The sequence below is a fragment of the Nocardia sp. NRRL S-836 genome (assembly GCF_001279525.1).
In the GTDB taxonomy this organism is placed as follows: domain Bacteria; phylum Actinomycetota; class Actinomycetes; order Mycobacteriales; family Pseudonocardiaceae; genus Lentzea.
In genome coordinates this window covers 1-13,486 of the sequence record NZ_LGDY01000092.1, presented here as the reverse complement: position 1 = coordinate 13,486, position 13,486 = coordinate 1, and the positions used below count along the sequence as shown (strand labels likewise).

Here is a 13,486-nt window from a genome sequence, read left to right as displayed (position 1 = left end):
GCTCCGGTAGCGTCGGCCGTCTGATCTGCGGGTCACCCTCTCGACACGAGCAGGCTCACGAAAACCCGCACCGGCACCGCCTGGTGCAACGCCGGCTGCTCGTGGAGCACCATGTCAGGTAGCCGGGAGAGGATCTTCGGTAGGACAGCGGCCAGCTCCATGCGGGCGAGCGCGGCACCGAGGCAGTAGTGCAGACCGTGGCCGAAAGTCAGGTGGTTGCGGTGCAGGTGCTTGCGGGACGGGTCGAACGTGTCGGGCGACGGGAACGCATCCGGGTCCCGGTTGCACGCCGGGAACAACACTCGAAGGTCGGCGCCCTTCGGCACCGCCACCCCGGACAGCTCGACGTCCTGCTGCGCGAACCGGCTGATCGCGGTGCTCATCGCCGGCGCTTCGTAGCGGAGCAGTTCGTCGACGAACGCCAGCGCCTCGGCCGGACCTCCGCGAAGCCACCGGACCTCTTCGGGATGGTCGATCATGGCCAGCACGCCGTAGTCGACCGCGGTCGTGGTGGTGGCCAGGCCGCCGGCCCACAGCCCCCACAACATGCTCATCAGGTCGTCCGCGGACAGCACATCCGGTTCGTCGTCGTGCACGGCGACCAGCAGCGACACGAGGTCCTCGCCGGGGTCGCTGCGCCGGCGCTCGGCGAGGTCGAGGAAGTACCTCTCGATGACCGAGTTCGCCTCGTCAGCGGCGCACAACTCCTCTTCGCCGGAGTCGGGCCGCATCGCGGCGAGCGCGGACGGCACCAGCTTCTGCAGCCAGGCCCGGTCCTCGGCGGGCACCCCGAGGAGCTCGCCGAACACAGCGAGCGGCAGTGGAACGGCCAGCGTCCGGTTGAGGTCCACCACCTCGCCGTCGAGATACCGCTCGGCGACCGGGGCGAGCAACTGGTCGCAGATGCGCTCGACGCCGGGCCGCAGGGCGTCCATGCGGCTGGCCGTGAACGCCCGCGCCACCGGCCGGCGCAGGCGCGTGTGCGCGGGAGGGTTCCGCAGCGCGACCGAGTTCAGGAGCAGCTGTTGCGACCGATGTCGATGCGCCGCGGGGAAGAGCTGCGCCACCTCGTCCGGTTCCGGGTTCCGGAACAGGGCGGAGTTCTCCATGACCGTGCGGCCGTCGGCATAGCGGCTGATCAGGTAGACGTCGTTCGCCGTCAGGTGAACGGGGTCGAGAGTGCGCAGCCGGGTCAAGAGCGGATAGGGGTCCAGCAGCGCCTCCGGGCGCGCGAGCTCGCTCAACACGTCCATTGCCTTGTGCCCCCGCCCTTTTCTGCCAGCTGACCTGTTTCTACACTCAACCACCCATCACCGCAATGGACGATCCAACCGTTGGTACGGTTGAACTTCTGACGCGCCGGGCGGCCGTGTTCCAGCACCAGGGCGCGACGATGACGGGGTTCCGGTCGCACCGCGACACCGCCCGCATTGAGAGGGTCGACCCATGACGACAGTGCCGTTCGACGACCTGCCCTCACCCGCGCAGTGCACGCCGATCACCATTCTCGCGTTGCGGTTGCTGGCCGACCTCCGCCGGTGGACCGCGGCGTTCGCCTTGCGCGCCACCCCGGTGGAGGCGATGGCCATGACCGCGGCGACCATCAGCCCGTGGCGCAGTGCCGACGACCTGCGCCTCACCACGCGGATGTACGCGTGGACCTACGCACTGGACGACGAGGTCGAGCGCGAGATCACCGACCAGGCCGACCTGGACGCATTGCTCGGCCACTGCGCGGAGATCGTCCGCACCGGTCGTTATGACGGCGTGCACCCCCTCCTCGTGGCACTGGCCGCGTGGCAGCGGGAGGTGAACGACCTGTCCGTCCACCCCCGACTCTCCGATCTCTGGGTCGGCAAGGTCGACCTGGCGTTGCGGGGCATCCGCTACGACTGGGTCACCGGGCGGGCCCGCTCAGGAGGCCGGGCCGTCGGCACCGACGTGCGCGAGTACCTCGGCCACGCGGACAGCATCCTGGTCTGGATGGCCAACTTCGGCCGCTGGGTCACCCTGCCCGCCGCGGAGCTGCTCGGCGAGCTGGACACGCTGGTGTCGGCCATGGACGACCTGGTGGTCGCCGTCCGCTTGGCCAACGACCTCGCCACCTATTCCTGGGAACGGGTCGAACACGGCCAGAACAACGTCCTGATGTACGACGTGACGCCGGATTGGGTGCTCCGTGAGATGCACACCGCGGCGGATTCCGCCCGGAGGCGCCTCGCCGAGCTCATCGCGGGCGGTTTCGCGCCCGCGGTGGAGATAGTGCGGCAGTTGGACTGCGCGCTCAGCTTCTACGCCGTCGCGGACTTCCGGGGATGGGGGTCGGACGCGCCGGCCCATCGTTGATCAACACGGGTTCGGTGCGCGAACTCGCCGGGCCGACGGTGGAAATCGCCGAGAGGTCCGGGGGTTCGGGTGTCCGGGAAGGACACGGCCGCAAGGGGGTTCGGGCCGTTAACATCGACTTCGACGGCCACCGTTTTCTGCGCGGCGCGACGGGAGAGCGAACATGACGGGATCGCAGTCGGCCGAAACCGACGTCCTCCAGCAAGGTTTCACCTTCCTGGAAGGTCCGCGTTGGCACGACGGTGAGCTCTGGGTGTCGGACATGGACGGTCTCGCCGTGCACGCCGTGGACGTGGCGGGGAACGTCCGGACGGTGGCCGAGGTGCCCGGACGTCCGTCCGGCCTCGGCTGGTTGCCGGACGGGCGCCTGCTCGTGGTGTCCATGGCGGACCGCACGATCCTCCGGCTGGATCCGGACGGGCTGACCGTGCACGCCGACCTCTCCGCGCTGGTGGCCCACGACCTCAACGACATGTGGGTCGATCGCGACGGCCGGGCTTACATCAGCGAGATGGGGGTCGACATCGAGTCGTTCCTGTCCGCGCACTCGCAGGCCGTGGCGGAGGGCGACATGGGGGCGCTCGCCGCCGCGGACGTGCCCGCGGCGAAGCTGTTCCGCGTCGACCCGGACGGGACCGTCGCCGAGGTGGCGGCGGACCTGCGCTTCCCCAACGGCGTCACGGTCAGCCCGGACGGCGAGCGGCTGGTCGTCGCGGAAACGCTCGGCCATCGCCTGTCCGTGTACGACCTGCGGGAGGGGCGCCTGGCCGGCCGGCGGACGGCACTGCTCGGATTCATGCCGGACGGGATCTCCGCGATGGACGAGGAAGGATGCGTCTGGGTGGCGAGCCCGTTCACCAGCAGCGCGGAGCGGGTCACGCTCGACGGCCAGAGCACGGGCCGGGTCCGCAGCGACCGGATGGTGATCGCCTGCGACCTCGGCGGACCGGACGGCCGAACGCTGGTCCTGTGCACCGCGCCTGGCGCCGATCGCACCGCGAACGTGCGCGGGTCGCGGCTGGAGATCGCGGTGGTGAGCACCCCGAGACTGATGGTGCCGTGAGGCGGTGCCGCGGTCGCGGGCGTGCGCTTTGATGGCGCAGCAGGTCCTGCCGTGGCCGGCGCGGTTCCACCGCACTTCCGTCCCGGACTCCATTGTGGACGTGCGGCCGCCGGTGGTGACCTGGCGGCCGGTCATGGCACATCGAGATCGGGGGTGAGGGCGGCGAGGTCGCTGCGAGACCGGGCACCTCTCCCACCGTCAGGTTGACGCGGCCCGACGATCCGGCGGATCGCGATGGCGTCCATGAGTCGAGCGGCGGTGACGTCGGACAGGATGCCGGCGTGGTGGGCACGTTCGGCAGTCCGGTGGGCCAGCGTGATGTACGCGTCGGCTGCTGGATGCCGGGTCTGCTCCAGGGTCGCGGCGTGCCATTCGAGCGTACCGACGTCGCCGCGCGCGATGGGGCCGGTGAGCCCGTGGTCTCCAGAGCGGAGGGCGTTGTCGAGTGCGGCTTTCAGAAGCGGTTCGAGGACGTCCTGCGGGTGGGTGATGCCGGCCGCCCTGAGCATGTCACAAGCATCGTTCACAAGACTCACCAAATGATTGGCGCCGTGGACCAACCCGAGGTGGTAAAGGGGGCGCTGGTCTTCCCGGAGTGATTGCAGACGTCCTTTCAGATCGCACTCGACCAATCGGCGGAGGGATTTGAGCAGGTCGGGTTCGGCAGTCACGGTGAAAGTGGTTCCGGGGAGGCGGTCGAGGTCAGTCAGTTGACCGGTGAACGTCATCGCCGGATGCATCGACCCGATTTGCAGCCCGCGCTGCCGAAGGGGTTCGAGTGCGCCCATCCCGTGCACGACCGACGTGTGCAGCACAGTTTGTCCCACTCGTAGCGAGGCAGCGTCCGCCAATTCTTGAGCAGCCTGTACGAGCGCGTCATCGGAAACGGTCAGCAACAAGAGGTCCGCGTCCGTGGCCGCGGCGAGAGATGCGAATGTGGCGCCGGGGAGCAGGCGTCGAGCGCGGGCCAAGGAGCGAGCGGACCTTCCCACCACGGTGATGTGGTGTCCAGCCCTGGCCAGCGCCGCCCCGAGCACGGTACCGACACGTCCAGCGCCGATGACGGCGATGTGCAGTGGCATAGCCGTTGTGAGCCCTTCCGTCGAGGGAACTTCGCGTCACGTCCCACGCTGTGGCACGGACACTGGATCTCAGCTGTCCCGCTGCTAACGTGGCCGAAACATTATATGAGCTTGCCGGCCGAAATACCAGAATAGAAGGATGCCTATGTCGGAAGGGCTCGGATCACTATATGGTGTCGAAGGGCGACGGCTGACCGGCCGGGACTTGGCGACCGCGAAGAAACGCGGCGAGCCCTGGGCGATGCTGACTGCCTACGACGCACTCACTGCCAGGATCTTCGACGATGTCGGGGTGCCCGTGCTGTTGGTCGGCGATAGCGCGGCCAACGTTGTCTTCGGCTACGACAGCACGCTTCCGGTGACCGTCGATGAATTACTTCCGCTGCTTCGCGCGGTTACCGGCGCAACATCCAGGTGCCTGGTGGTGGGCGACATGCCTTTCGGCTCCTATCAGGGTTCGCCGCAGAAAGCCCTCGACAACGCCGCGCGCTTCATGAAGGAAGGCCGCGCACAGGCCGTGAAGCTCGAAGGGGGCCGGGCGGTCCTCCCGCAGGTCGAGACACTGGTCACCGCGGGAGTCCCCGTGATGGGCCACGTCGGCCTCACCCCGCAGTCGGTGAACGTGCTGGGCGGATACACGGTGCAGGGACGAGGTGAGGCGGGTGAACGTCTGATCCAGGACGCTCGCGACCTCGAGGCGGCCGGCGCGTTCGCCGTCGTGCTCGAGGTCGTGCCCGCCGAACTGGCGAAGCGCGTCACGGCCGAGCTCACGATCCCGACGATCGGCATCGGAGCCGGGCCCGACTGCGACGCACAGGTGTTGGTCTGGCAGGACATGGCGGGGCTGACACCCGATCCGGCCCCCAGGTTCGTCAAGCGGTACTCGAACCTGCGACAGGTCCTCTCCGAGGCCGCGCAGCAGTTCATCTCCGACGTCTCGTCGAGGAACTACCCTGGAGAGGATCATGCGTACTCCTGAGCACGCCGACCTGAAGAACCTCCTCGCCGGATCGCCCACCAACTGGGCACGCTGGGGTGAGGCCGACGAGGTGGGCTGCCTCAACTACCTCGACCAGAACGCCGTCCTGCGGGGCATTCGAACAGTCCGGCAGGGGAAGGTCTTCACCCTCCAGGCAACCATGTGCGACCCGGACGGCGACCCCATGTGGCCCGCCCGCCGGCAGCCCCAGCGAGCGAACGTCCAGGACAAGAGCACCTATCGGGAGGGAGCGAGCCAGCCCTTCCAGGGCGGCCTGGAGTACGCCGACGACACGATCTTCATGCACCTGCAGGGAACAACGCATTACGACGGCCTGGGACACGCCTGGTACGACGACACCACCTGGAACGGACATCACGCCGACACAACGATCGGCAGCATGACCCGCGGCGGAGTCCTGCCGATCGCCGAACGCGGCGTCGCCGGCCGCGGCGTCTTGCTCGACATGGCCCGCCATCGCGGCAAACCCTGGCTCGACGCCGACGAAACCTTCGACCACGAAGACCTCGTCGCTTGTGCCCAACAGCAGGGTGTAGCACTGGAACCAGGTGACATCCTGCTGATCCGCACCGGGTCGATGCGGCGCTACCGACACGACCCGAAGGCCTATGCGGACAAGCTCAACGAGCCTGGCCTCACCTACCGCCCCGGCATCGTCGAGTGGTTCGACACCATGCAGGTCCCCAACCTGATCACCGACACGATCGCCAACGAGGTGCTCGACGATCCGGCCGTGCCGGCGAAACTTCCACTCCACGCGGCGCTCATGCGCAACCTCGGCGTCGTGTTCACCGAACTGGCGTGGCTGGAGGATCTCGCTCACGACTGCGACCTCGACCGGCAATACAGCTTCTGCTACATCGCCGCTCCCCTCAAAGTCGTCGGCGCCACCGGCGCGCCAGCAAACCCCGTTGCCATCAAATGAAGGCACACTGGCTCGATCAGCGCGGCACGCGCGAGCCCCGCTGATCGGGCTGGCCGGGTTCGTCGTTCGCCATCGTCGCCCGCCGTGCGGATGCCGCCCACTCCGGCCGCGACTCGTGCGGCGGGCCGGCAGACCCGCCGCACGGCGTCCGGAAACGGCCCCATCGGCATGTTCGCCTCGTCAGACCCCATGGATGAACACCGTCCTAAATGGACAGATCGGCGCAGGGCTCCCAGCTGCTCTCGGCTCGTCCGGCCGAAGTGCCGGGTGATCAGAGGAAGGTGGTCTGCCCGATCGGCACGGTCAGTCCGGACAGGCCGTTGAGGAGGCAGTCGAGGTTGGGGTTGGCCGCCCCGACCGTTTGCGACGTGGTGCCGGTCAGCGGACCGCTGGTCTGCCAGGTCGTCAGCTGCACGGTGCCGTCGAGCACGTTGGTGCGCACGGTGAAGTCGAAGGTGGTCTGCTCGTCTCCCGGGGACCACTGGATGGTCGCCGAGCCGGTGAGGGTGAGCAGCAGGTTGCACGGCACACCACCGAGGCTGGTGGCCGTGGCCGTGGCGCTGGTGACCGCACCACCGGCCAGTTCCGGGTGCGAACCGTTCGGGGACAGGCAGTTCACCAGGTTCGCCACCGCCGTCACCGACGCCGTGGTCTGCACGGCGGTCAGTGCGGGGCTGAAGCTGAGCTGCACGTTGACGTTGCAGGTGAGGTCGGGGACCACGGCTTGAGCCGGTGGCGCGAGCGCGCCGGCCGACCCGAGCACGAGGACCGACGCGGCGGCCACCGCCCAGGCCCTCGACCGGCCCCTCGGAACTCTTCGGTGAATCGACACTGACGACTCCTCCCACGCGGATGCCAAGCCACGACCACCTGACCACGGCGCGATGATCGTCGACAATCAACCGGAGGAGTTGCTGACGGTCACCCGAATGGCACGCGCACCGTTCGGCGTGGCGATTTTCCACCCCGGGTGACACAGGCGGTAAGGCGGTCGTCAAAACCCAGCTGAAGAGACAGCTGACAGAGGACTGAGAATTCGACAAGTGAACGAAAGGACCGACTTCGCCGGCGCTACACCTGGGATGCCTCAGCCCGCAGGACGCGCGCCGATGACAGAGCAGACCGTGGCGTTGCGATAACCGAGCCGGACCTGCTCGGGCAGGACGCGGACCGTGAAGTCCGCGGGGAGCGGTGGCATCGAAAGCCCCGGGACGTCACCGTAGGGCTCGAAGCCGCAGCGGCGCAGCCGGTTGATCCAGGTGGCGGCCGGCTCGTGCCGCTCGAAGCGTTGTTCGTCGGTGCGCGAGCCGACGACGTTCATGACCTCGCGGGCGAAGAACGTCTTCATGTGGTCCTTCTCCTGCCGGGTGGCGGGCGCGGCCTCGATGGCGCGCAGGATGGTGCCGAAGAACCGCCACGAGTTGAAGAACCGCTGCGGGAAGGACACCTCGTGGTGGTCGGAGTCGAACTCGTTCAGCACCAGCCCGCACGGCTCCAGCTCGCGCAGCCGCTGGAAGAACTCGTCCCGGGCGTCGTGGCCGGGAGTCGGGTCCTGCATGTGGTGCAGCGCCAAGGAGGCGTTGACCACCAACGGGACGTCGATGCGGGACAGGGTCGTCCAGTCCTCGTCGTCGAGGTCCTCGGCCACCTTCGCCACGGGCAGGAAGTCCAGGTCGACACCGTGCTCGGCCGCGGCCAGCCGCAGGGTGCGCTCAGCCGTGGCCAGGCTTCCCCGGTCGGGGTCGACGCCGATGACCGTGCAGTGGCGCAGTTCCGGGTTTCCGGCCGCGAGACCGTGCAGCAGCGCGCTTTCCTGGCGGCCGTGCCCGATGCCGACCGACATCAGGGCGAAGTCGGTCGCGGTGCCCACCTGCCCGGCGAGCAGCTCGTTGACGACCCGGCTCGTGTCCATGAACGGCAGGTGGGTGGTGAGCAGGTAGTACAGGTCGATCTGCGCCTGGTCGTAGGTCTGGGTGTACAGGTTGGTCTCCGAGGGGCTGCCGTGCTCCTCGACGCGGTTGACCAGTGCGGCGCGGTAGAGCTCGTAGACCGCGTCCTGCGGCCGCACCTCGGGCCCGATCAGCTTCCGCAACGTGTCCAGCGCGGGACGGGCCTGCGCGGAGCGGCCGGCGTGGATGTGGGCGACGGCGTCGCACAGCAGGGCGAACTTCTCCATCGGGTAGCAGCCTCCTAGGGACGATCAGAACGTCTGGGTGTTGCGCCTGTCAGGGCAGGGGTTCGCACGCCTTCTTCCGCGCGTCCTCGTCGCCTTCGACGCCGGCCGCGAGGGCGGCCGGTGCCTCCAGTGCTCGTTTGAGGTCGCCGAGGAACGCCATCGCGTCGCGGCCGTTGACCACGCGGTGGTCGTAGACCAGACCGAGGTACGCGAACCGGCGGGCTTGCGGCCTGCCCCGCTCGTCCAGGACGAGCTGCTCGTCGATGCCGCCCAGGGAGAGCGCGCAGGTCTGGCCGGGGAAGACGATGGGGGTCGCGAAGACCACGCCCTCGGTGGTGTGCGGGGCGATCATGATGTTGGCGCCGGTGAGCTCGTCGGCGCGGAAGGTGCCGCGGGCGGCTTTGTCGCGGAACCCCGTTATCAGGTCGGCGATCTGAGCGACGCTCAGCGCGGCGGCGTTGTGCACGACCGGGGTGTACAGGCCCTTTCCGGCGTCCACGGCCACCGCGACGTGTGCGCGGGGGGCGGGCTCGACGGTGCCGTCGTCGAGGAGCCGGGCGAACAGGCTCGGGTGCGCCGGGAGTCGGTCCGCCACCGATCTGATGAGCAGGCCGACCAGGGAGACGAAGCTGCCGGTGCGCCGGCGCAGCTGCTCAGCGAGGTCCTGAGCCGGGCCGACGTCGACCTTGGCGTAGGCGCAGGCGGCCGGGATGGTGCGCATCGACTCGGTGACCACGGCGCCCACCGCCCGTTGCTGCGCCGACAGCCGCTGGCCGGTGGGGGCACCGGCTTGCGCGGGGCGTTGCACCAGTGCTTCGACGTCGGCCGCGCGGATCAACGTGCGGCCCAGTCCGCGCAGTTCGTCGTCGGTCAGGCCGTGCTGGTCCGCGAGGGCGCGTGCCGCCTTGGTGAGCGTCAGTCCGGCACCGGTTACCGGCTCCGGCCCTGCCGCGGGGTCGGCGGCCGGTGCGGAGAGGTAGGCACTGCGTTCGTCCGCCGAGGCGAAGAGGTGGGCGACGGTCTGGCCGGGGCGGCAGTCCGCGCCGTCCGCGAGGAGGGTGTGCAGGATGCCGTCGGCGGTGCTGTCGACCTCCTGCTGCGCCTTGGAGGTCTCGATCACCACCAGCGGCTGCCCCTTCTCGACGCGTGCGCCGTGCTCGGCGAGCCATTCGACCAGGACGTAGCCGATGTCGTTGGTGTTGAGGGTGGGCAGCTTGACGCTGATCACTGGGAAGCCTCCGTGAGAGCGCGGCGGAGTGCGGTCGCCTGGGGCAGGACGGGGTGCTCCAGGTGGGCCGCGGTGGGGATGACGCTCGGTTGCGCACTGAGCAGCAGCACGGGGCGGGCCAGCCGCCGCCACAGGTGCTGGTGCAGCTGCTGGGCGAGCATCTCGCCCCAGGTGCCGTCCGCCGTGCTGTCCTCCGCGACGCAGACGCGGCGGGCGCGGGACACCGTCGCGAGCAGCGGTTCGACCGTGAACGGGTAGAGCCGGGAGGGCACCAGGAGCTCGCAGGTGACCTCTTCCTCCAGCAGCAGGGTGCGCATGGCGGCGACGACCCGCTCGGTCAGGCCTCCGGGGGCCAGGATGATCCAGTCCGGGTCGCCGCAGTCCACGGGGAACACGCGCGCGGTCCGGCTCGGGTCGTCGAGCAGCTCGTACCGGAAGAGGTCGTCGACGACCCCGCCCTGGTGCATGGTGCGGGTGTAGAGCGTCTTGTCCTCGAACAACATGCACGGCTGCTCGCGGGAGAGCATGGCGGTGAGGACGTCCGCGTTGTCGTGGAACGGCGACATCTCGTGCAGGCTGAGCGCGGGGATGCCGATGAAGTGCTTCTGCAGGCTCTGGCTGTGGGTCGGCCCGTAGCCCCGGTTGCCGCCGGTGGGGCAGCGGACCACCATGCTCATCGCGACGGTGCGGCCGTACATCGACACGGACTTGCTGGCGAAGTTCAGGAGCTGGTCGAAGGCGAGGGCGGCGAAGTCGGAGAACATCATCTCCACGACCGGGCGGTTGCCGGTCAGGGCGAGCCCGGCGGCGACACCCACGATGCCGCCCTCGCTGATCGGCGAGGAGATCACCCTTTCCGGGTGGCGGTCCGACAGGCCGCGGGTGGCCTTGAAGGCGCCGCCGTACGGGTCGGCGATGTCCTCGCCGATGACGTAGGCGCGGGGATCGTCGTCGAGGAGGGTGTGCAGGGCCCGGTTGAGGTTGCCGATCACCCGTTCCGCCCTGGTCATGAGTGCTCCCAGCGGGACGCGGGGCGGGCCTGGACCTCGCGCACGACCTCGGCGATCGCCAGTCGCTGGTTCCGGTCCGCCACGGCGAACTGCTCCGGGTGCTGCTGCTCGTACCGGTGGTACCAGTCGTGCGCGGCCGCGTGCCGCATCACCTCGGCGGGGCGGGAGTCGTCCCCCTTGCTGTGCGGGCCAACGCGGTTCGTGTCGAACTCCACCACCAGGGGCTGGGGCCGGGTGCGGATGTCGTCGATCAGGCCGGACAACTCCCGGCGCACCTGGGCGACGTCGTGCGAGGTGACGTGGTGGTGCCGGATGCCGAAGGCCGCCGCACGCGCCTGGATGGTGCCGGCCAGCTGCCGCTCGGTCGGGGTGGACTGGGCGATCCTGTTGTTCTCGACCACGACCAGCAGGGGCAACCGCCACAGCTGGGCCATGTTGAGCGCCTCGTACACCGCGCCCTCGCCCCACGTGCCGTCACCGATGTGCACCACCGCGATCCGTCCGGGCTCGGCCCGTCGCAGGTGCAGGGCGACCCCGGCGGCCACCGGCAGGCTCTCGCCCTGCACGCCGGTGGACAGGTAGCGATCGCGGTAGATGTGCTGGCTGCCGCCCACCCCGTGGCACACCGCACCCTCGCGTCCCATGATCTCCGCCAGCAGGCCGTGCGGGTCGCGGAAGCGGGCCAGGTAGTGGCCGTGCCCGCGGTGGTTGCTGAAGATGTGGTCGCCCTCGTCCAGCAGTGCGTAGAGCGCGACGGGGACGTACTCCTGCCCGAGGCAGGTGTGCGTGGTGCCGTGCAGCAGACCCTGCGAGAACAGTTCGAGCAACGCCAGTTCGAAGTGGCGGATCATCAGCAGGGTGTCGAGGTCCTCGGCCGGTAACCGCGACAGGCGCTCCACACCTGTCCGGGGCTGAGGTGCCGCCGCAGTGGTGCTGCCGCCGATGAGCTGGGATGCCGCGCCGGCCACATTCGCCTCCTCGGGCCTGGTCGCCTTTGTCCAAAGCCCGCGGATTTTGGACTGGAGTGGAGCAACCTCGGTCGTGGTCCATTTCTGGATATGGGATCGGGCTTTTCTCTTCGGAGCTTGGCGCACCCTTCCGTTTCGCAGAAGCTTTCATTCCAACGCGTGGGACAGGTTCCATGACTGCATGCACCCCGTTGGCCGATAGCCATGGGACAGGGACATGAGATATAGCTCTCCCGATATCGGGCTTCATCTGCCATGAGCACCGAATACGTGTAAGCCGTCAACAGGATGAATGCCGATGCCTCATGAGATTCGTGTGGCAACTGGACATGCCCTATCAAGAGGTGTCCGCGCGCGAACTCCAGGCACACGTGAGCGCGACCAAGCTCGAAGCCGTCGAAGCGCTGATCTGGGGCTCCGACACGGGTTCACAGTCGTCGTCCGACGCCGGCGTACAGGCCGTCCCGCTCGGTGTCCTGCATGCTGGTCACCCCCTTGCCTGGCCGCCAGCTGGAGGTGGTGACCAGGCCCGGCTCGACGAGCCCGTAGCCGGTGAACAGCTTCAGCACCTCTTCCCGCGTACGGGGAAAGACGTTGTTGCGGGAGGACTTCATCGTGTTGACGATCTGCTCGCCGCGAATGGCGGTGAAGTCGTCGGTGAGGTGGGTGAGAGCGAGAAAGCTGCCGGGTGCCAGCGCGTCGCGGTAGCGGGCGAACAGGCCCGCGGGATCGGCTTCGGGAGGGATGTAGTGGCCGATGGTGACGGCCAGCAGCCCGACCGGCCGGTCGAGGTCGAGCAGCCGGCGGGCCGGTCCGGCGTCGAGCACGTCGTGCGGGCGGGTGATGTCGGCGTCCACGATGTCGGCGTTGTCGTTGTGCGCCAGCAACAGTCGGCTGTGCGCGACGGCGACCGGGTCGTAGTCGACGTAGACCACCCGCGCGTCCGGCGCGGCGGCCTGGGCGATCTCGTGGACGTTGCCCACGGTCGGGATGCCCGAGCCCAGGTCGAGGAACTGGCGGACGCCCGCCTCGACCATGAACAGCACCGCCCGGCGCAGGAACGCCCGGTTCTGCTGGGCGATGCGCACCACGCCCGGCTGCACGACCTGGATCTTCTTCGCCAGCTCGCGGTCCGCGGCGAAGTTGTGGCCTCCGCCGAGCAGGTAGTCGTAGGCCCTGGCCGCGCTCGGGATCTCCGGATCCACCCCAGGCGGCACCTGCTCCCCTGGGGCCTCGTGCCTGCCGGTCACCGGAGCCGTCCGGGAGCGAGAGCGGCCGTTCGGGTGAAGTGCTCGGGTTCGAATGGGGTCTGCACTCGACAGGCCTGACCTTTCGACGGTGGCAGCGTGAACCAGATGTCGATGATGCCACCCGATCGAGTCAGCGTTGGGAGTGCTCGGAAGCTGAACGTGACGGTGCTGTCCTGGGCACGGCGGCGTGTCGGTGTGGGGTGTGGCGGACCCGGCACACCCGCGTCCTCACGTGCCCGATTCACCCGAATGGCCGTCTTTGCCCTGAATTCCACATCAGTTTGCCCTCCGAGACAGGCATGGGAGAGATTGAGGGCATGACTGCCCCTCACACCTCGGCATCCGGTTCGACGTTCGGCGAGGTCCTGCTGAGCCTGCGGACGGCGGCAGGTCTGTCGCAGGCAGGTCTGGCGCTCGCCTCCGGGATGAGCGTCCGGG

At 68.9% G+C, this 13,486-nt stretch carries 12 protein-coding genes; 4 read left to right on the top strand and 8 right to left on the bottom strand.

The window, feature by feature from the left end; translation table 11 throughout:
• Positions 1-32: 32 nt before the first annotated feature.
• Positions 33-1,253 carry a cytochrome P450 gene (locus ADL03_RS14830; RefSeq protein WP_053734031.1) on the bottom strand — a complete coding sequence of 407 codons (1,221 nt, stop codon included), beginning with the start codon at positions 1,251-1,253 and terminating at the stop codon, positions 33-35.
• Between the two features lie 193 nt (positions 1,254-1,446).
• Here ADL03_RS14830 and ADL03_RS14825 point away from each other — a divergent pair, with 193 nt between their 5' ends.
• Both ADL03_RS14825 and ADL03_RS14820 read left to right on the top strand, forming a co-directional pair.
• Positions 1,447-2,346, top strand: coding sequence for a hypothetical protein (locus ADL03_RS14825; protein ID WP_063798577.1), 900 nt, complete (start codon positions 1,447-1,449; stop codon positions 2,344-2,346).
• A gap of 163 nt (positions 2,347-2,509) precedes the next feature.
• A complete protein-coding gene (locus ADL03_RS14820) occupies positions 2,510-3,409 on the top strand; it encodes an SMP-30/gluconolactonase/LRE family protein (protein WP_053734029.1) in 900 nt (299 codons plus the stop codon).
• A gap of 131 nt (positions 3,410-3,540) precedes the next feature.
• On the opposite strand, the gene ADL03_RS14815 is transcribed toward ADL03_RS14820, so the two are convergent.
• Complete coding sequence (locus tag ADL03_RS14815; protein WP_063798576.1) at positions 3,541-4,491, bottom strand: Rossmann-like and DUF2520 domain-containing protein; 951 nt, start codon at positions 4,489-4,491, stop codon at positions 3,541-3,543.
• Positions 4,492-4,636: 145 nt separating this feature from the next.
• Between ADL03_RS14815 and panB the strand changes: the two genes are divergently transcribed.
• Positions 4,637-5,470, top strand: coding sequence for a 3-methyl-2-oxobutanoate hydroxymethyltransferase (gene panB / locus ADL03_RS14810; RefSeq protein WP_197288348.1), 834 nt, complete (start codon positions 4,637-4,639; stop codon positions 5,468-5,470).
• Positions 5,457-6,416 carry a cyclase family protein gene (locus ADL03_RS14805; RefSeq protein ID WP_053734027.1) on the top strand — a complete coding sequence of 320 codons (960 nt, stop codon included), beginning with the start codon at positions 5,457-5,459 and terminating at the stop codon, positions 6,414-6,416. Before panB ends, ADL03_RS14805 begins: the two co-directional genes overlap by 14 nt.
• 271 nt (positions 6,417-6,687) lie before the next feature.
• On the opposite strand, the gene ADL03_RS14800 is transcribed toward ADL03_RS14805, so the two are convergent.
• From ADL03_RS14800 to ADL03_RS14775, 6 genes are all read right to left on the bottom strand, one after another.
• Positions 6,688-7,248 (bottom strand): hypothetical protein, encoded by a 561-nt coding sequence (locus tag ADL03_RS14800; RefSeq protein WP_157528634.1) that lies wholly within the window; start codon positions 7,246-7,248, stop codon positions 6,688-6,690.
• A gap of 255 nt (positions 7,249-7,503) precedes the next feature.
• A complete protein-coding gene (locus ADL03_RS14795; RefSeq protein WP_053734025.1) occupies positions 7,504-8,592 on the bottom strand; it encodes a GRAS family protein in 1,089 nt (362 codons plus the stop codon).
• 49 nt (positions 8,593-8,641) lie between these two features.
• A complete protein-coding gene (locus tag ADL03_RS14790; RefSeq protein ID WP_053734024.1) occupies positions 8,642-9,820 on the bottom strand; it encodes a 2-oxo acid dehydrogenase subunit E2 in 1,179 nt (392 codons plus the stop codon).
• Positions 9,817-10,830 carry an alpha-ketoacid dehydrogenase subunit beta gene (locus tag ADL03_RS14785; RefSeq protein WP_053734023.1) on the bottom strand — a complete coding sequence of 338 codons (1,014 nt, stop codon included), beginning with the start codon at positions 10,828-10,830 and terminating at the stop codon, positions 9,817-9,819. Before ADL03_RS14785 ends, ADL03_RS14790 begins: the two co-directional genes overlap by 4 nt.
• Positions 10,827-11,798 (bottom strand): thiamine pyrophosphate-dependent dehydrogenase E1 component subunit alpha, encoded by a 972-nt coding sequence (locus ADL03_RS14780; protein WP_197288347.1) that lies wholly within the window; start codon positions 11,796-11,798, stop codon positions 10,827-10,829. Before ADL03_RS14780 ends, ADL03_RS14785 begins: the two co-directional genes overlap by 4 nt.
• A 428-nt stretch (positions 11,799-12,226) precedes the next feature.
• Entirely contained in the window at positions 12,227-13,003 is a 777-nt protein-coding gene (locus tag ADL03_RS14775; RefSeq protein ID WP_197288346.1) for an SAM-dependent methyltransferase, read from the bottom strand.
• Positions 13,004-13,486: the final 483 nt, after the last annotated feature.